23 protein-coding genes are annotated in these 18,356 nt (G+C 55.0%); all 23 read left to right on the top strand.

Annotation, left to right across the window (positions count from 1 at the left end; translation table 11 throughout):
- Positions 1-11 precede the first annotated feature (11 nt).
- The 23 genes from DWY76_RS09200 to DWY76_RS14035 all read left to right on the top strand — a co-directional run bounded on the left by DWY76_RS09200 (position 12) and on the right by DWY76_RS14035 (position 18,285).
- Positions 12-362, top strand: a complete 351-nt coding sequence (locus DWY76_RS09200) for a hypothetical protein (RefSeq protein WP_120081088.1) — start codon at positions 12-14, stop codon at positions 360-362.
- Positions 363-376: 14 nt separating this feature from the next.
- On the top strand, positions 377-1,414 hold the full coding sequence (locus tag DWY76_RS09195; RefSeq protein WP_120081086.1) for a major capsid protein: 1,038 nt from the start codon (positions 377-379) through the stop codon (positions 1,412-1,414).
- Position 1,415: 1 nt separating this feature from the next.
- Positions 1,416-1,805 (top strand): hypothetical protein, encoded by a 390-nt coding sequence (locus DWY76_RS09190; protein WP_120081084.1) that lies wholly within the window; start codon positions 1,416-1,418, stop codon positions 1,803-1,805.
- A 1-nt stretch (position 1,806) separates the two neighbouring features.
- Positions 1,807-2,511, top strand: a complete 705-nt coding sequence (locus DWY76_RS09185; protein WP_120081082.1) for a hypothetical protein — start codon at positions 1,807-1,809, stop codon at positions 2,509-2,511.
- Position 2,512: 1 nt separating this feature from the next.
- Entirely contained in the window at positions 2,513-3,019 is a 507-nt protein-coding gene (locus DWY76_RS09180; RefSeq protein ID WP_120081080.1) for a hypothetical protein, read from the top strand.
- Position 3,020: 1 nt separating this feature from the next.
- A complete protein-coding gene (locus tag DWY76_RS09175; RefSeq protein WP_120081078.1) occupies positions 3,021-3,317 on the top strand; it encodes a hypothetical protein in 297 nt (98 codons plus the stop codon).
- Positions 3,318-3,331: 14 nt separating this feature from the next.
- A complete protein-coding gene (locus tag DWY76_RS09170) occupies positions 3,332-4,789 on the top strand; it encodes a phage tail sheath subtilisin-like domain-containing protein (protein WP_120081076.1) in 1,458 nt (485 codons plus the stop codon).
- A 16-nt stretch (positions 4,790-4,805) separates the two neighbouring features.
- Entirely contained in the window at positions 4,806-5,339 is a 534-nt protein-coding gene (locus DWY76_RS09165; protein ID WP_120081074.1) for a phage major tail tube protein, read from the top strand.
- A gap of 71 nt (positions 5,340-5,410) precedes the next feature.
- On the top strand, positions 5,411-6,034 hold the full coding sequence (locus DWY76_RS09160) for a phage tail assembly protein (RefSeq protein WP_120081072.1): 624 nt from the start codon (positions 5,411-5,413) through the stop codon (positions 6,032-6,034).
- A gap of 127 nt (positions 6,035-6,161) precedes the next feature.
- Positions 6,162-10,154: a phage tail tape measure protein gene (locus tag DWY76_RS09155; protein ID WP_120081070.1), complete on the top strand. Its 3,993-nt coding sequence runs from the start codon at positions 6,162-6,164 to the stop codon at positions 10,152-10,154.
- On the top strand, positions 10,144-10,353 hold the full coding sequence (locus DWY76_RS09150; protein WP_112148809.1) for a phage tail protein: 210 nt from the start codon (positions 10,144-10,146) through the stop codon (positions 10,351-10,353). The genes DWY76_RS09155 and DWY76_RS09150 overlap by 11 nt, the downstream gene beginning before the upstream one ends.
- On the top strand, positions 10,350-11,423 hold the full coding sequence (locus tag DWY76_RS09145) for a preprotein translocase subunit TatB (RefSeq protein WP_243111995.1): 1,074 nt from the start codon (positions 10,350-10,352) through the stop codon (positions 11,421-11,423). Before DWY76_RS09150 ends, DWY76_RS09145 begins: the two co-directional genes overlap by 4 nt.
- Positions 11,420-12,028, top strand: coding sequence for a phage baseplate protein (locus DWY76_RS09140; RefSeq protein ID WP_112148810.1), 609 nt, complete (start codon positions 11,420-11,422; stop codon positions 12,026-12,028). The genes DWY76_RS09145 and DWY76_RS09140 overlap by 4 nt, the downstream gene beginning before the upstream one ends.
- 12 nt (positions 12,029-12,040) lie before the next feature.
- Positions 12,041-12,433, top strand: coding sequence for a phage tail protein (locus DWY76_RS09135; protein WP_112148811.1), 393 nt, complete (start codon positions 12,041-12,043; stop codon positions 12,431-12,433).
- On the top strand, positions 12,430-12,747 hold the full coding sequence (locus tag DWY76_RS09130; protein WP_112148812.1) for a hypothetical protein: 318 nt from the start codon (positions 12,430-12,432) through the stop codon (positions 12,745-12,747). The genes DWY76_RS09135 and DWY76_RS09130 overlap by 4 nt, the downstream gene beginning before the upstream one ends.
- Complete coding sequence (locus tag DWY76_RS09125) at positions 12,740-13,885, top strand: baseplate J/gp47 family protein (RefSeq protein ID WP_120081068.1); 1,146 nt, start codon at positions 12,740-12,742, stop codon at positions 13,883-13,885. Before DWY76_RS09130 ends, DWY76_RS09125 begins: the two co-directional genes overlap by 8 nt.
- Positions 13,878-14,645, top strand: a complete 768-nt coding sequence (locus DWY76_RS09120; RefSeq protein ID WP_112148814.1) for a phage tail protein I — start codon at positions 13,878-13,880, stop codon at positions 14,643-14,645. The genes DWY76_RS09125 and DWY76_RS09120 overlap by 8 nt, the downstream gene beginning before the upstream one ends.
- Entirely contained in the window at positions 14,642-15,769 is a 1,128-nt protein-coding gene (locus tag DWY76_RS09115; RefSeq protein WP_120081066.1) for a hypothetical protein, read from the top strand. The genes DWY76_RS09120 and DWY76_RS09115 overlap by 4 nt, the downstream gene beginning before the upstream one ends.
- 19 nt (positions 15,770-15,788) lie before the next feature.
- Positions 15,789-16,658: a hypothetical protein gene (locus tag DWY76_RS09110; protein WP_015564791.1), complete on the top strand. Its 870-nt coding sequence runs from the start codon at positions 15,789-15,791 to the stop codon at positions 16,656-16,658.
- Positions 16,659-16,678: 20 nt separating this feature from the next.
- The gene (locus tag DWY76_RS09105; protein WP_120081064.1) at positions 16,679-17,128 is read left to right on the top strand and encodes a hypothetical protein; all 450 of its coding nucleotides are present in this window, start codon (positions 16,679-16,681) and stop codon (positions 17,126-17,128) included.
- A complete protein-coding gene (locus DWY76_RS09100; protein ID WP_112148818.1) occupies positions 17,129-17,515 on the top strand; it encodes a hypothetical protein in 387 nt (128 codons plus the stop codon).
- Positions 17,515-18,090, top strand: a complete 576-nt coding sequence (locus DWY76_RS09095; protein ID WP_120081063.1) for a hypothetical protein — start codon at positions 17,515-17,517, stop codon at positions 18,088-18,090. The genes DWY76_RS09100 and DWY76_RS09095 overlap by 1 nt, the downstream gene beginning before the upstream one ends.
- Before the next feature lie 42 nt (positions 18,091-18,132).
- A complete protein-coding gene (locus DWY76_RS14035; protein ID WP_005940875.1) occupies positions 18,133-18,285 on the top strand; it encodes a DUF6273 domain-containing protein in 153 nt (50 codons plus the stop codon).
- Positions 18,286-18,356: the final 71 nt, after the last annotated feature.

Here is an 18,356-nt window from a genome sequence, read left to right as displayed (position 1 = left end):
AGGATGGAACTATGATCATGGATCTTGCAAGAAAAGATTTCAGCACGGCCCCGGAATATTTCATTGCCGGAACCGACATCGGCATCGCAAAGGCCACCAAGACGGCCAGTGCGGCGGTCGAGGCGCACGCCCCTGTTCTGATCGAGGGCGGCAAAGTGAAGCCGGTTGCAGATGCAGCCGGTGCAGGTCAGGCGGTTCTTACCGGCCTGTATGGTATTACCGCTGACAGTGCAGAGGCAGACAAAGAAGTGCCGATTTATCTGACCGGTGAGTTTTTCGCTGCTGGCCTTGTGCTGCCGAAGAACGTGAGCGTAGACGACGTTGAAGTTCCTCTGCGCAATCTTGGCATTTTCCTGAAGTAAGGAGGACAACATTTATGGCTAATGAAGTAAGCGTTTATGAGCCTCGGCACCTGATCGAGGTTGTTCGCACCACCCCGCCGATCCGCACGTTTCTGCGGGATCGCTTTTTCTCCAACGTGAAAACCTTCCCGACCCGCCGCGTTGACATTGATATTGTCAAGGGCAATCGCAAGATGGCTGCATTCATCCATCCGCTGGTTGGCGGCGAGATCGTGCAGAGCGAGGGCTACGAGACCAAATCCTATGCACCGCCCCTTATCAACCCGGCGACCATCAGCACGGCAGACCAGTACATGGAACGCCTGCCCGGTGAAGATCTGTTCTCTGGCCGCACCCCGGCAGACCGTGCAGCAGAAAAGCTGATCGAGGAATACAACCAGCTGAACGACATGACCACCCGCCGCGAAGAGTGGATGGCCGCACAGGTGCTTACCACCGGCAAGCTGAAGGTCAAGGGCAAGGGCGTGGATGAAGTCATCGACTTCGGCTTTGGCAACAAGATCACTCTTGAAGGCACGAAGCAGTGGGGCAAGTCCGCCGCTGACCCCTGGGGCAATCTGCGCGACTGGAAGCAGCTGGTGAGCCGTAACGGCTTTGCCAACGCAGATATGGTCGTCATGGGCAAGGTTGCAGCCGACAATTTCATGGCTGACGGTAAGATTCTGGAACTGATGGACAAGCGCCGCTTCGACATCGGTTCCATGGCACCCAAAGAGCTGGAAGGTGGCCTGACCTATTACGGCCACCTGAACCTGCCCGGTGTGGACGTTTACGGCTACGACGAAGTTTATCTGGATGACGCGACCGGCGAGACCAAGCCGCTGATTCCCGATAACATGGTGCTGATGATCCCCAGCAACGCAAACTTCATGCGTGCCTACGGCCTGTGCAACTATCTGGATGATGGCGGCAACTGGCACAGCTTTGAGGGCGACCGTCTGCTGCGCACCTATGTGGAGCATCGTCCTGACCGCCGCTTCATTGAGCTTCAGAGCCACCCGCTGCTGATCCCTGATAAGGTAGATTCCTGGCTGGTAGCTGAGGTTTGCTGATATGCTGGACGTTGACCAGAATTACGGCGAACCGGACACCCCGAAGCCGCTCCCTACGTTCAAAGACTATGTGGCGCAGGATGTGGAAACGGTGTTCTTCAACCTGAACGAGTTTGCAGAAGAACGCTACATAGATGATAAGCGGATGCTCTGCATTACCCAGCACCCCGGCGTAAATGAACGTGCGGCGCACTGGGAGGGCGGAGCAAAACAGTCCTTTGACCAGGGAATGTATAAGGCCGATCTGCTGCTGTTCGTGAAACAGAAAGACTACGGCCCGATGCCAAAGAACGGTAAGCAGATCACACTGGATAAGAAGCGGGACTACAAAATCAAGTCCTGCTCCCTGAAGGCGGGAGTTTACCGGATGGAATTGGAAAGGGTGAGGTAAGGTGGCATACTTCCATACCAACTACGACGCTTCCACCATGACGGTTTCCGTCAATGACGAAGAAGTGTCCCGTGCCCTTGGCGTGTTGTCGAACAAGACCCCGGCAGCGCTGAAGGTGGCGGTCAACACCACGGCCAGACAAACGCGAAAGCTGATGCTGACCGAGGTAAAGAATCGCTATGACCTCAATGCGGCTGGTAGGCGTATGATCGAAGATCTGCGCCAGCGGCAGAGAGCAACCAATCACCACCCGACGGCCATCCTCGCCATCATGAAGAACGACCCCGGCGCATTTCGGGCAGATCTGGGCTATTTCAGAACCAGCCCCACAAAGCCCTTCATGGGTCCGTCTGTCCGAAATGCGCCGCCTGTTTTTCAGGCACACGTTCTGAAAGGAAACCCGATGATCGGTCTGAGCGGAACCAGTGAAAAGAGCAAGGGCTTCCTGGTTCAGTTCAAGTCGAAGCACATCGGCATGGTACAGCGCCAGTTGGGCGTGCCTGCTGACAAAGACTACACCGAGAGCGGAAAAGAACGCTGGAAGCCGAACGAAAAGCTGGTCACGATGTCCAGCCCTTCCGGCTCTGCGATGCACCGCACTGTGTGGGAAATGCAGGAAATGACCGTGGAGCAGATGCTTCAGGACAACACCGAACGGCGCATCCGGCAGCTGATCGCCAATGCAAAGCGAAAGGGCGTGATCTGATATGGCCGAGAAAATCACCGGCTATACCAGCGAAATGTGCCAGCAAGCCATGATGGACGAGCTGGAAGAACTGTTCCGGGATATGAAGTTTACCGGACAGGAAGGAGAAAAGCCCCTCAAGATCTATAAGCAGTTTTTGCCGACCCAGACAGACGACGATGATGACATTGACACAAACGATGCCATGTACCCCTGCATCATCGTCATCGAATCAAGCGGTGAGGTCAACAATGACCATGATCCGCAGCTGGTTCTCATGCAGCTGGTTATTTGCAGCTATGACCGTGGGATTGATCGGCAGGGGTATGTGGAAACCGTGAACATCAAGGAAGCGATTATGCAGCACTTCAAGCGTAAGCCAGTTTTCGGTGGAGCGTTTGAGGTGGGCTATCCCAGAAAGTGGGAGCTTTCAGACGATGACATGGATCACTACTACTGGGGAATTGTGAACCTGATTTGCAAGACCCCGAACGCACTGAAAAATGAAGAAGTGGAGGCGTTGATTTAATATGGGCACTGAGAAAAAAGCAGCGGTAGAAGTTCAGGAAACTCAGACTGAACAGACCGCAGTGCAGGTGCAGGCCCCTGTGGCATACTGCGGTCCGACTATCAAGGGCATCGCACCGCAGTACACGGTTTTCGTGGACGGCCTGCCCGACAAGCTGAAAGAAAAAGTGGAACAGGTGCCGCTCCTGAAAGCACTGATTGTTCCGCTGGACAAGCTCGCTGAAATGCGGGTGAAACTGGAACAGGACGGCACCAGAGAAAATATTCTCTGCAACAAGGCTGCTGCCCTGATGAAGTAAGGAGGATATGACAGATGGCTATTTCGCATGGCTTTAATAAGACCGAAGCGGCGACCAGCGTCACCGCTCCGGTAACGGTCAACTCCGGCCTGCAGATCGTTGTGGGCACGGCTCCCGTTAATATGCTGGATGACCCGGAAGCAGCGGTGAACACGCCGCTGCTGGTGAACACCTTCAAAGAGGCTGCCGCCGCAGTGGGCTATTCCAGCGATTTTGCAAAGTATACCCTGTGCGAGGCTGTGAGCGCCAGCTTCCAGGTGATGGGCATTTCCCCCATCGTCGTGGTCAACGTCCTGGATCCTGCAAATGCAAAGCATATCACCGAACTGTCCAACAAGACTGTGCAGGTGAATGATGGCATCGCGGAGATCGACGAGACCGGCATCCTGCTGAAAAAGCTGGTGGTGAAGAAGGAACAGACCGTGCTCACGGCGGACGAGGACTATACTGCCAGCTTCAATGATGATGGTACTGTTAGCATCGCCCTGGTCAACGGCGGCAAAGGCGACGGGGCAACGGCCCTGACTGTTTCCGGCTCCATTCTGGATCCGACCAAGATTACCGCTGCTGACATCGTGGGCGGCGTGAATGCGGCCACCGGTGCAGAAACCGGTCTGGAAGTGGTAAGGCAGGTGTTCCCCAAGCTGGGCATGGTTCCCGGCATTCTGCTGGCACCCCGCTTCTCCAAGGATCCTATGGTGTGTGCCGCACTTCAGGCCAAGTGCCGCAAGATCAACGGCGTTTTCGATGCTGTGTGCTTCGTTGACATCGACAGTTCTGCTTCCGGTGCACGCAAGTACACCGATGTGGCAAACCAGAAGGTCAAGCAGGGCGCAACTTCTCGTGAAGCATATGCCCTGTGGCTGTACGGCAAGATCGGCAGCACCATCTACAGCGGTAGCTCTCTGGCCGCTGCTGCGGCAGTCTACAACGACAGCCTGTACAACGATACGCCCAATGCCAGCCCGTCCAATGTCAGCGTACCCATTTCCTCCGCCTGCCTGGAAGATGGCACCGAAGTCCTGATGGATCAGGAGCAGGGCAATGTGCTGAATGAGCAGGGCGTGGCGACCTTCATCCGCTCCGGCGACTTTGTTGTGTGGGGCAATGAGACCTGCTGCTACCCGAAAAACACTGACCCGAAGGACGCTTTCCTTTGCGTCCGCCGCTTCTTCAACCACTCCTGGACCAGCTTTGTTCTGGATAACATGAGCAAGCTGGACAAGCCGATGAACAAGAAGCGCCTTCAGTCCATCATCGACAGCGAGAACATGAAGGGCAGTGTCTATGTCTCTACCGAGGTATGCGCCAGCTACAGCATGAAGGCAGACCCCGACCGCAACACGACTGCTGAACTGGTTGCAGGCCACTACTCCTTCTATCAGTTCTGCACGCCGTTCCCGCCTTTTAAGCAGATCAATAACACCATGGAGTACGAGGCCGGCGCGCTGACCTCCGATCTGTCTCTGTAAGCAGGAGGAATGACATATGGCTCTGAATATTTCCAGCGACCTGGTTCCCCAGGTCATCAATGACTACAATGCGTATACGGAAGATGACCTGCTGATTGGTCTGGCAGATGAAGTCACCCTGCCCAAGATCAAGAACAAGACCACCTCCGTGTCCGGCATGGGCATTGCAGGCGAAGTCAATTCTCCCGTGCCCGGTCAGTTTGAATCCATGGAGGCAACTCTGAACTGGAACACCATGTACAGCTTCGCCACCAAGATGATGAACCCCAACAAGAACATCCAGATCACTCTGCGTGCTGCCATGCAGAACGACAACAAGAACGGCGGCTATACCTACAAGGGTCTGCGCGTTGTTCTGGGTGGTCGCCCCAAGGAGCTGGACCCCGGCAAGCTGAAGCGTGCTGACACCATGGGCAGCACCACCACGCTGGAAGTTACCCGTTACCTGATGGAGGTTGACGGCACTACCGTTATCGACATCGACAAGTTTGCAGGCCGCTACTATGTTGATGGTGAAGATATGCGTGCCGAGATCAACGCTCTTATCTAAACCCGATACATGAAGAAGTCAGCCGTCCCGGACGTGGGGCGGCTGATTCTCTTTTGAGAAAGGAAACAGCAATGGACAATATCGTGAAGTTCGATAAACCCTATAAGTTCGAGGGCAAGGAATACGACAGCCTGGATCTGTCCGGCATGGAGAAGATGACCGTACAGGACTTGATCGACATTCAGAAAAACATCGGCAACGAGCTGGCGGCCATGTCCGTGATGGAAATGACCACTTCTTTTGCACAGGAAATGGCCGTTAAGGCCACCGGTAAGCCTGTGGAGTTCTTCAAGCTCATGCCCCGTGGCAAGATCAAGAAAGTGCAGGCAGCGGTCGTCAAGGGTATGGACAACAGCGAGAACGCCGATGAAGTGAAAAAACAGCTGGAATCTCACACCCTGAAGTTTGCAGCGCCCTACACCTACGAGGGCAGCGAAAAGGCTGAGCTGAAGGGTAAGACCTTTGACAGCATCGACCTGTCCGGCGTGGGCGAACTGAACACTATGAGCGAATCCATGGCAGAAAACCGTATGGCTGCGGGCGGATTTGCACCGGTGAATACGCATCGCAACTACCTGTACTGCTGCATCATCGCCAGCATGGGCACCGGCTACCCGGTGGACTTCTTTGCCGGTCTGCCGCTGTGCGAGGCGGTCAAGCTGCGCGATGCCGTAAACTCTGATTTTTTCGAGTAAAAGGCGGGGCAAAAGGACTTCGGAAAGCAGCTATCCAGCTATCCATTGCCACGCATTCCAACATGACGGATCTGCTGCACCTGCCCCGGCGGGAGCTGGTGGATCTGTGTAACGAGGTGGCAGACGTATGGCGGGAAATGGAGCACTAGACCTCAGCATCCGCATCATGGGCAAGGTGGACCCGTCCCTTGTAACTGCAATAAAGCAGACGAAGGGGCTGACCGGTGATCTGGCAAACGCATTGACGGGAACCAAGTCACTGGGCAGCACGGTAGCAAACACTCTGGGCGTAATCGGGAAAACCGGACTGGGAATCATGGCGACGCTGACAACTGCGTCCGCTGTCATGATTAAAAAGACAACCTCCATGGCAGAGGAATACCAAGCCCAGGCGGCAGATGCAGTCAAGTATGTTGGCGGCATCATGAACGATGACGGCAGCATTGACCCGGAAAAGCGTGCCACCATGGAGGACGCGATCCTCAAGATGACCACGCAGGTCCCAATCAAACGGGACGAGATGGCGCAGATCGCCGCATCGCTGGGACAGTCCGGTAAGAGCTATGAGCAAATCTTTCTGGATAACCAGCAGACCGGAGAAAAAAGCTACCTGTACGATACGGCCCGGCTAGCTGCCGCGTGGGACATTGATGCAAAGTCTGCGGCCGATTATATGGCAAAGTGGGAAACCGCTTTTGGTAAGACCCACAACCAGATTATCGACATTGCAGATTCCATCAACTATCTGGGCGGCCACATGGCTACCACGGCGGCGGAAATCGCCAGCGTGGTGAATACGTCCGGCGGTGTCGGCCAGACAGCCGGCGTTGACCTGCACACGACCTCTGCGCTGGCAGCCACCATGCTGGCTATGGGCGTTAATGAGGGAAAGGCTGGAACAAGCCTGAACCGTGTGTTTACAAACATCACCCTTGGCAACAGTGCAACGGATGCGCAGGTGGGCGCATGGAACAGACTCGGTTTTGATCCTGTGCAGATTGCAAAGGATATGCAGTCCACCGGGCCGAACGGAGAAGATGGTGCAGCAAGCACTCTGTACAAAGTCTTTGAGGCGATCTCGAAACAGGACAAGTACCAGCAGACTGCGACCATCAAGACACTGTTTGGACAGTGGGCCATTGAGGGCGTTTCAAAAATTGTGGGCAACTTGCCTGCGTTCCAGAATGCCTTGCTTATGGCTGGTGATACCAGCGCATACAGCGGCAGCATGGAGAAAGAATTGCTTGTTCGTCTGGACACCGGCGAAGCGGTAAGCCAGATGGCAAGTAATGCGACAGACCGCCTGCTTATCAAGATGGGTAATCAGTTCCTTCCGGCAAAGAAAGAACTGACATCCATGTGGATCGACATAGCAAACGGTATCACCGAGAGCTTGCCAGATCTGTCCAACATCGTCAATGGCATTCTGCCGATGTTGCACTCCGCGCTGCTTGGAATTGGCAATGCGGCGCAGGCGGCATTGCCGTGGATCCAGAAGGGCATCGACTACACTGCAGAGCATGGGCCGGAAGTGGCAGGGGCCATTGCTGCCATAGTCGCGGCGTTCGGAGCTATGAGCTTTGCGCCGACGGCTTATAGCACAGGATCCTCGCTGCTGAACACCATCGGGAACATTGCAATCGGCGGAAAACCGAGCGGTGCCCCAGGCGGAACATTCGGAGGCATCACTGTCCGAAATCTGATGGGCGCACTGACACCCACAAGCCTGATCCAACGGGCAGTTGGTGGCGCATCCTTTGTAAAATCGAATGCCGGAATGTTTGCTGAAAATGCAAAGTACGGCGTTCAGATGGCCGGTGCCGGAGCGCAGCAGCCCACAACGCGCCTTGGAAAAATTGGGCAGACGTTGGACGGCGCTGGTGTCGGCATCTGGGCAACACTGAAAAATTTCAAGGGCCTGCGAAGCGGAACCAAGAAAGGAAACACCGGTTTTGTAAATGATGTGCTGGAAGCTAGCACGAACGGTGGCCTGCTGGGCGTGCTGAAAAACTCCGGCTCCGGCAGGTATGTTTCCAATGTCGGTCAATCGCTGGGCGGCCTGAAAAATGCTCTGGTAGGGTTCGGGAGCAGCAATCCGGTAGGACGATTTATCTCCAAGACCGGCAGCGTTGCGGGACAGATCCTTTCCGGCATTGCAGGGCCGAATGGCATTGACATCGGCGGCATGGCAGGTGGAGTGAAAAATTTCCTCGGCGCAGGAAAGACAGTCATTGGAAACGGGCTGTCCAATGCGTGGCAGACCGTCAGCCAGTCCAAGGTGGGTTCTACCGTCCTCGGTGTCGGCAGCAAGGTGGCGGGTGCGGCATCCAAAATCGGCGGTGGCGCTTTGAGTACGGTGAAGGGTGCCTTGAACGTCGGCGGCGCAGGGCTGAACGTACTGAGTACAACAGTAGGCCCGGTGGCCGCAAAACTGGGCGGCGGTTTTATGTCGATGCTTGGTACATTCGGCCCTGTCATTACCGGCATCGGCACGATCGTTGCGGCGGTTTCACTGTTGGGAGACCACTTCGAGGACATTCGCAACATTGTCGGAACGGTATTTGGCGAAGGCGGGCTTGCTGTCTTTGACAAATTCACCGAAAAGATAGCCGGCATCGGCGACACCGTGAAGCAGGTGTTCGGGCAGCTCACTACCCCGGAGGGCTTGCAGAGCATCCAGGAAAAGCTATCCGGTTTCAGTATCGGAGGGCTGAACCTGGGTGACGTGTTCGGCGCTATGACCCCGGCCATCCAGACGGTTATGCCGCTGATTGAATCGTTTGCCGGTGTGTTCTCTCAGATCGTGGATCTGGGAGTGAACCACATCAAGCCGGTGCTGACTGAAATCTTCGGCTTTATCGTGAATGAGGGCATCCCGGCAGTCATGCCGCTGCTGTCCACGGTGGTCAGCCTGGTGGGCACAACTCTGGTCAACGCCATCAAGGTGGCGGTGGATCTGGTAGGCAAGGTGCTTCCGGTGGTAGAGCCTGTGATTCTGGGCATCATAGGCTTCCTGAAGCAGGTTGCGACCATCGGTGTGAAAGCGGTCAACTTCATCATTGGAGCGCTGAACAAAATCCAGCTCACGATCCCGGAAACGCTGTTCGGCATCCCGGTTCCGGTAATCGGCGGTAAGTCGTTCGGATTCAACCTGTCGCCTGTGTCCGTCCCGGCATTTGCCAACGGCGGCATGACGCATGGGCCGTCCATTGCTGGCGAGGCTGGCCCGGAAGCTGTTATCAGTTTCCGGCGTGGTGTTCGTGAAAAGAACATTGATACCTGGCTGACAGCTGGTAAGCTGCTGGGCGTTGGCTTGGGCGATCTGCTTGGCCTGCCAGGCAGAAAGCCGAAGATGTTCGCGGACGGCGGCTTTACAGAAGAAGATTCTAACCTGATCGACTTCAACAGGGTACGTCGCCAGCAGTATTACAACCAGGTGGCCCAAAGTTTCGATACTATGGTTCAGCCGGTTGCAGCGGCATTGGTACTGGGTTCCGACGCTGGTGTGGCGTTCAGCCGTATCACGGAGATCGCAAACTATGCAGTGGATGGGCTGGAAACTCTGGCGGCAATGCCGACACCTACCGTGTCGGATGACCAGGGCAAAGCCCAACAGCTGTTGAACACCGGAATCGGGAAAGTGATTGCCGGTGCCCAGTCTGTTCTCGCAAACGAAAATGCTCAGAAAGCAATCCAGTTTATCCGGGGAGCGGATGCGGAAAAGGCAAAGCTGGAATACGCTGCCAACCCGGACAACTACGATCTGAGCAATGTAAACTTCTTCCCGACGGCTGGCAACAGTGAGCTGACAAGGCAAAATCTGTCGATGCTGGCAGACCTTCAGAACTACCAGCAGGAAGTGGAGCTGAAGCCCATCGGCGGGAGCGAAGATACTTCCAGTGGCGGCACCGGAAGCCTGCGCGGTGGATCCAGCAACAACTACCAGCGCACCTATACAAGTTCCAGCGGAAACACATATGTTTATGCACCAAACTTCACCATCTACGGCAGTATGAATGCCGAAGATCTGCGCTCCGTTATGGACGAAGGCTACGAGAAGTTCTGCGAGTATGTGGAACGGTACGAACGCGAAAAGAGGCGCACGCAGTATGGCACTTGATTACACCACGAAGTCCGGTGACACCTGGGACTTGATCGCCCTGAACGTGTACGGAAGTGAGCTGAAAGCCGATTGGCTGATGCAGAACAACCCCAGATATATCCATATCGTCCGGTTCGATTCCGGCACGGTGCTGTCAACACCAGCTCTGCCGGCTGAAAAGAGCGGAGATCTTCCGCCCTGGAAGGCAGGTGCATGATGGTACTGACAGCAGCGAGACCCAAAGGAAGGCAGGCTGCGGTTCTTCTGACCTACGAGAAAACCGATATTTCGGAAGAAATCGCACCTGATCTGGAAAGTTTCAAGTACACGGATGTGGCTGAATCCAAAAGCGACAGTGTGAGCATTACAGTCAATGCCAAAGCTGCCAAATGGAAAAATGACTGGATGCCGGAAAAGGGCGTGAAGCTCTACCCGGCTATTGTTGTAAAGGACTGGAATATCGGGGGCATTGAGAGCGGCTACAGAGATTACAGCGCCGAGTGCGGGGCATTCGTGCTGGATGATCTTAGTTTTGCCGGTGCACCTGATTCGCTGACGATGGGCGGCGTGGCAAAGCCGAACGACACCAGCTTCAGCGAGAGAAACCGGACCTTTACATGGAAGAACACCAGCGTAAAGAAAATCGCTGAAACCATTGCAGGCCGTTACAAATTGGAGCTGAAGTTTGAGGGAGACGACCACAGCATTGATGCAAAGGAACAGGACGGAACAGATAGTGCCTTTCTGCAAGATCTGTGCAGCACCTATGCACTGGTTATCAAAGTCTACACTTCAAAGCTCTGGGTGTACGACCGGGAAAAGTACAAGGCGAAAGATCCTGTATGGACGGTATATGAGAGCCGGCCCGTTGGAAATCCGACGGCCCTGTGCGTAGAGCCGGGAAGTTTCAAGTGGAACACAAAGCTGACTGGAACATACACGGGCGGCCTTTATACCTACACCAACAAACAGAAAAAAATCAATATCAACGTCAAGGTGGGCACGGACGAACGCCAGCTTAAACTTACTGGAAAGGTAAGCAGCGAGGCAGACGCAAAAGCCCGCCTGATAGCGGCCATCAAGAATGCCAACCACGGAGCAACCCAGATCAGTTTTACGATGTTGGGCTATCCGGCCGGCGCTTCAGCGCAGTGCTTTAACCTAGTTGGCTATGGAAAGATGGACGGAAAGTATTTCGTTGATCAGATGGAACACAGCATATCTCCATCCAGCGGCTACAAAACACAGGTCAAGGCCAGCAAAGTGGAAAAGGAGGATTTCGCATGAGCAGTGAAGTGAGATTCGGCAATGTGAGTTCTATCGACTATGAGGCTGGAAAGTGCGAAGTTACTTACCCAGACAGGGACGACACCGTTACGGAAATGGTGCCGTTTCTGTCCAATGGCGAGTACCAGACACCGGAAGTTGATGATCTTGTGCTTGTCCTGCATCCAGGAGAAAGCCCGGAGGATGCTGTTGTGGTGGGCACCGTTTGGAATGAAAAGAACAAACCGCCTGAAGGAAAAGAAAAAGTCTACCGAAAGGATTATGCCAACTCACGAGGAAAGGCATATCGGAAGTTTGATGCAAATGCAAAAGAACTGACCGACTATGTGGACGGAAAGAAAATCCTGAAGGCGAAAAGTCTTGAGATCCAGGTGGGCGGTGCAACCGTGACCATCAGCGAGGGCGGAGAAATCAAGGTGACATCCCCGGCGGGGATCACGCTTGCAGCATCCGGCGAATTGAAAATGACGGCATCGACCATCAATGCGACCGCTGGAACAGTGAACATCCAGGGCGGAGGTGGCGATGTTGTTGTGTCCGGCAAATCGCTGGTATCGCATACGCACACCGGAAACCTTGGCAAGAAAACATCCGCACCCCTGTAAGGAGGTTTTGGAATGTATGTTGGAATTTTCGGCGATGTGATTTTCTCCGTGGGACACCTGCGTGTGCTCACCCCGTCAAACTTCAAGGGAACGACCGGCGCAAACTGGGCGGAACATGAAGTTCTGGGAGGAAAAGCACGAGCAGAGTATTTATCACCGAAACTGAGAGAGTACACCTTTGATATTCTTCTGGATGCAGCACTCGGCGTGAATCCTCGCAAGATGCTGAACCGTCTGACAGAAATGTCAGAGAACGGAGAGATTCATTACCTGATTATCGGGTTTGCACCGGTATCGCAAAACAAGTTTCGGGTCACTGAAATAAGCGACAGCTGGGATTCGGTGATAAAACACGGGCTTTTGATGCAGTGCAAGGTGAGCCTGACCATAAAGGAGTACATATGATCGACTTCAGCAGCACGGTGGTTGAGCTGTCCGGTGACAGCGAAAAACAAAAAGAAGTGCAGGACATTGCAAAGTGCCTTCGCACACTGTATTCCACACCAATCGGGAGCCAAGAGGGCGACAGAGAACTCGGAATCAATCCAAACATATTTGTCGATAAGCCACTTCCGGTGGCAAAGGGATTATATGTGGCTGAGGTAACAGAGAAAACCGCATCGTTTGAGCCGCGGGCAAGAGTGGTGCGGGTGGACTGGCTGGACAGTGATGTGCTGCATGGCGTTGTAATTCCAAAGGTGGTGTACGAGCTTGTCTAAAATAAAAGAGTTTGAGAACATCCCGGACATCGACATTGAAGGCGAAGAAACGCTGGAAGAAGCTGTGGCCGATTGCAAGGCGCTGTTTGGCAAGTACAACAAAGAACTTTTCAACGGTGAGGTATCGTTGGAACGGTGTTCTGAAGCACGGCTTGTCCTTTTGACACTGGCACATCGTTCGCATCACAACATGGAGTACAGCACGGCGTGTCTGAAAGCGGAACTGCTGCCTACGAGCACGGGGCCGAATTTGGACAACCTTGCTCCGCTTGTTGGAGTGGAACGCCTGGAAGCCGGAAAAGCCACGGCGGTTATTCGATTCACACTGTCTGCGCCGAGAACGAGTGCAACCGGAATCCCGGAAGGAACACAGGTGAGAACGGCAGACAAACGGTATTTCAAAACCGAAAAGTATGCGGAGATCTTACCCGGCGAACTGACCGTGGACGTAGTTGCCGTGGCGGATGAGGCAGGAAGCAACAGCGATGGGATTGCCGAAGGCGAAATCAATGTGCTGGTGGATCCTATCCCGTATGTGTCCGGGGCAAAAAGTGTTTCGGCAAGCACGGGCGGTACGGATACGGAAGGTGACGATTCATTTACCAGACGTATCAACTATGCACCTTCGATTTTCTCCGTGGCCGGTCCGGTGGATGCCTATGAATACTTTGCATCGAGCTGGCGGTCCGATGTGGCAGATACGAAGATCGTTTGCAAGGAAGGATACACAATCCACATTTACTTCCTGATGGCCGGAGGCAGAGTTCCGACAAGGGAAGAATGTACCGGAATGCAGGAATATTTCGACACGGTAAAGCGCCCGATGGGTGATCTGGTTCTTTGCCATGCGCCGGAAGAAATCCCGTATGACATCGAGCTTACTTACCATATTGCCTTGAGCAATGTCAAGAATGCATCGACGATTCAGGAAAATGTGGAAGCAGCTGTGAAGGAGTATGAAACCTGGCAGAGAAAAATCGGCCGGGACATCGAACCGGCGGAGCTGATTATGCGTGTACGGGAAGCTGGTGCGAAACGCCCACGTCTGTTGACACCGGTCGAAACAACTGTCTCCGAAATTCAGGTGGCAAAGCTCCGAAGCTGCAAGGTGACATACGGAGGAATCGAAGATGATTGAACTCCACGAAGTTGGCCTAGTCGAAGGGCTACCGCCTGATGTTGCCAAAGAGCCATGGGTACAGATCCTTGACGCAGTTTTCAGGGAGCGGCGCAAGAAGGAACTGGAAGCTGCCGAACGCTTGAAAATCTACACGGATATTGACCGTGCAGATGAGGCAGTTCTGGATATTCTTGCGGTTCAGTTCCGCGTTGACTGGTACGACACCAGCTATCCGATTGAAACAAAGCGCAGGATCATCAAAACTGCGCTGGAAGTCCGTCGGTACTGCGGAACGGAGTGGGCAGTCCAAAAGGCGCTGTCCTCGATTTATCCGAATGTGAAGATAAGTGAATGGTATGACTACGGAGGAAGGCCGGGCTACTGGCGAATGAACGTAGACATTACCGATGATGGTGTCATTTACTACACACCGGAAGAAATTGAAAAGCGCCTTGGTTATGCCCGGCGCTGTACCGCTCACCTTGAGCACATCATCTACATCGTCGAACCGCATGAACGGTCGCCCGCTTATATCGCCGCCGCACCCTGCGGCATGGCGACATCCTGCACCGTAAAGGTCCCCGGTAGGATCAAGCCGCGGGAAATCGGCGCAAAGGCGTATGTTGCCGGTGCGGTCGGAAGATCGAAAATGCAGGTTGCCGTGGCGCTGCCCGGTGCCGTTGAAGCAAAGGCAGTGAAAGCACGAGCCTTTACGGCGGGCACCGTTGAACGGTCGCACACGGCGATAAACATTGTTATTGGAGGACAGACAACGTGAGTTGGGAAAAATCTAGCTACACCGCCGCCGGTGCCGCCCTGCTGTCGGAATCTCTCTCCGGTGGTGCGCTGGTAATCACCCGCGCTGTGAGCGGCACCGGTACGGCTGACGCAGACCTCTCGGGGGAAACCGGGGTAAGCGGCGAAACACATGACCTGAAATTGCTGGACATCGAAACCGTTGAAAGCGGCGGTGAGACGGCTCGTCGGGTAAAAATCCAGATCACCGGTGCGGATGAAACGTACATCATGCATCAGGTGGGCGTTTACGGCAGGCTGAACGACGATGCAGAAACACTCCTGTTTATTATGCAGGATGCACGCGGAGTGGAGGTCCCGTCCACGAAAGTGAACGGCGATTTTGAGATTGAGCTGTCGGCGCTGCTTGCTGTGTCGAACAAGGCCAATATCAGCATTACCGTTGACCCGCAGATGCAGGCTCTCGCAAAGCTGGTCAAGGCCGAGATCGAGAAGCACAACGCCGACGCCAGTGCCCATGCGGCGACTATCACGGCAGCGGTCAGCGCAGCCGTGAAGAACCTGTCTGAATCCGGGGAAATCCTGAACGAAGAACAGGTAAAGGCTCTTATCAAGGAGCAGGTGGACGGCGGCACAGGCGGCGGCTACTATGGCTCCTACAAACTCACCCTTGCAGCTGACGAGTGGAAGCCCGCCCGCAGCGAGGATGATTACGAAAACGCTGGCGGTATGGATTACTACCAGTGCATTTATGATGCAGAACTGTCGGACAGCACCAGCGAGCTTGTACCCGTTGGCGTTGTATCTCCCGGCAGCTTCTATACTACGACCAAAGCGGGCGTCCTGAACGGGTGCGAAACGCATGATGGTTTCATCAGATTTTTCGCTCAGCGCATCCCGGAAGCAGATATTCAGGCGACCGTAACCCTGTTCGGGAAAGGAGGTGGTTCGGGTGAAACCGGTAGCGTAAGCATCGGTCAGGGCTTGAAGCGCGACGCAAGCGGCGCTATTGCCGTCCGCATCGGCGAAGGTCTTGACTTCGACAGCGCAAACGCGCTGACCGTCCGCAAAGAAACCGTTATGACGAGTGAAGACCTGCTCGACGAGGAAGAAACGCAGCAGGAAATCGTTGATATGCTGAAATAATTTTTAGGAGGACACTATTATGTCTAAGCAGATTTCTACCAAGACCACCATCCGCAACCTGACCGCTGAGATCAAGAAGACTTTCGTCAAGAAGGACGCCTTTACCCCTGTGCAGGCCGCAGCCAACGCTGCTATCAAGTCTCTTGGCGTTGACGGCAACACCGTGAACTTCTACACCTCTACCGACAAGAGCGGCACTGCTGCTTTCTCCGTTGACTTCCCCTCTGAGCTGTTCCTCGACCAGACCAAGACCACCTTCGTGGCCAAGTTCAAGTTCGATGCTGCGACCTACCCCGGCGCTACCGACCCCAAGCTGGACGGCAAGCCCGTCATGGTGCTGGCCGTCAAGGGCGAGAATCCTGACTCCTGCACCTACTCTTTCCTGAGCATGGCTGCGCTGGTGGATACCTACAAGGCTAAGGCCGTCGGCAAGGATGCTTCCACCACCGTTACCATCGCTGGCTATGAGGTGGATGTCAAGGTCAATGTTTCCGCTGCTGCGGGCAACGCTCTGACCCTGAAGGACGACGGTCTGTATGTTCCCACCCCTGAGGAAGTGGACATTTCCGGCAAGGCCGATAAGGTCACTGGTGCTACCACCGGCAACCTCGCTGCGCTGGACGGCGAGGGCAACCTGACCGACAGCGGCAAGAAGCCTGCCGACTTTGTGGCCGCCGAGGCTGGCAAGCGCCTGATGACCGATGCCGAGGGCGAAAAGCTGGCCGGTGTCTCTGAGGGTGCCACCAAGACCGCAGCCAGCTCCACCAACGGCAATGTGAACATTGACGGCAAGGAAGTCGTCGTGTACACCGAGCCGGAGAATGTTCTGCACGACGAGGATGTGGAGGACTTCTCCGCAGAGGAGATCGCCGCTCTGCTGGCTGACTAAGACATGAGGAGGTAAGCTCTATGGCAAAAGCGAAGATCAAAACGCTTTTGGGCACAGGGCTTGCCGCGCTTTGCGGCCACATCAAGCAGTGCAACACCGCACTCGGAGACCTTTCCGAAGCAACGGCAAACGGATTCGAGGAAACCGATGACATCCTGCACGAAAAGCAGGATGTCACGGCTGCGGTGTCTTTTACGATTCCGGTCGATGGCTGGGGCGAGGATGATTCCTCCCCCGGCTATTTTTATTGTGACATCCCCATTGCGGGCCTGTTGGCTACCGACATTGTGGATGTTACGGTACTGCCGGAATTTTACGATGTGGCGGGTGCGGTGGGCTTTATTGCGACCGAAAGCCTCGAAGGAAAGCTGCGGCTGAGGGCCGCCAAAGCTCCGACCGAGAAAATTTCTGCACAGTATCACATTACAAGCACCGTGAAATACACGGCTGCACAGGAAGGGGGAACCTAAATGGCATACGGTTCTTTTAACGCAGGCCCCGGCAAGGCGCCGGATGAAGATGTTGTCCGCACTAACCAGATCGGCGTACCGGGCGGCGTGGCAACGCTGGATGCGGATGGTAAGTTGTCTGAATCGCAGCGTCCGGCGGTGGACGCATACACCAAGGCTGAGACCGACCAGCGCATCAGCGCAGCCATGGACGCTCACAACGGTGCGGAGAATGCCCACAGCGACATCCGTGCCAGTGTGGCAGCTATGAACGCCAGCATCAAGGCCATTGAGCTGAAGTTCGGCACGAACGTCACGAAAAACCCGTTTTCTGCCACGTTCGGCAGCCTTGACGGTCTGGCCGTCGCCGGTGTGTGGAACGCAGAACAGGCGAGGGTGGAGTTCTGATGGCTGAAACATTCAAGGTCGGCGCGAATGCGCGGGAGCTGCTGCGGTACACCCAGAGGGCAACCCGCATTGTCACCGACGACATCAGCCGGAGCGATGCCCGGAAGATCATCCAGAAAGTCGCGACGCTCGAAGATGTGCGCGACATCCAGAAGGTGTGCGGCACTGCCGTCCATGCACTCGACACACGGGACAGGGAGGGCTTTTCCAAAAGCACTTTCCGTCTGTACGGTGAGGGCATCCGGCTGACTGCCCGGCAAATCCTGCTGGATGCACACGCGGCAAACAACGTCAATTTCCAGACCGACTACGACAAGCGCGTTGAGAAGATCGGCGCAGTTGTGGACGGCTGCTCTCTGCTGCTGGAATACCTGACCATCTGCACGGAGGAAGGTATCATCAGTGCGAAGAAAGCCGGTATCTGGACAAAGAAGGTCACGGACGTAAAATACCCGGCGATGAAGTGGCTCACGTCGGAACGCGGACGTGCCGAAAAACTCCGGGCAGAAGCGGAACGGAAACGGCTGACCGAACAGGCTGCCGCCCTGAAAGCCGTCCTTTACCCGGAACCGTAAACGCACAGCGGGCAACCGCTTTGCATAAAGGGTGCGGTTTGTTTGTCTGACGCTGCCATTTGGTGGCTGCGCTCTCCGAACACCAACAATAACAACAACGTCTGGAACGTCAACACCGATGGCTCCAACAACAACAACTGGTACAACAACTCCTATGGTGTTCGCCCCGCTCTGATGGAACCGTGTGACGAGTAGGCATAAGCTGAAAGCAGTGCGCCCATCAAAGGAAACCGCATCCTGTCGCTTGCCGATGCAGGCAAGTGATA

Source organism: Faecalibacterium sp. AF27-11BH (assembly GCF_003603005.1).
In the GTDB taxonomy this organism is placed as follows: domain Bacteria; phylum Bacillota; class Clostridia; order Oscillospirales; family Ruminococcaceae; genus Faecalibacterium; species Faecalibacterium taiwanense.
This window is presented reverse-complemented; position numbering and strand designations above follow the sequence as displayed.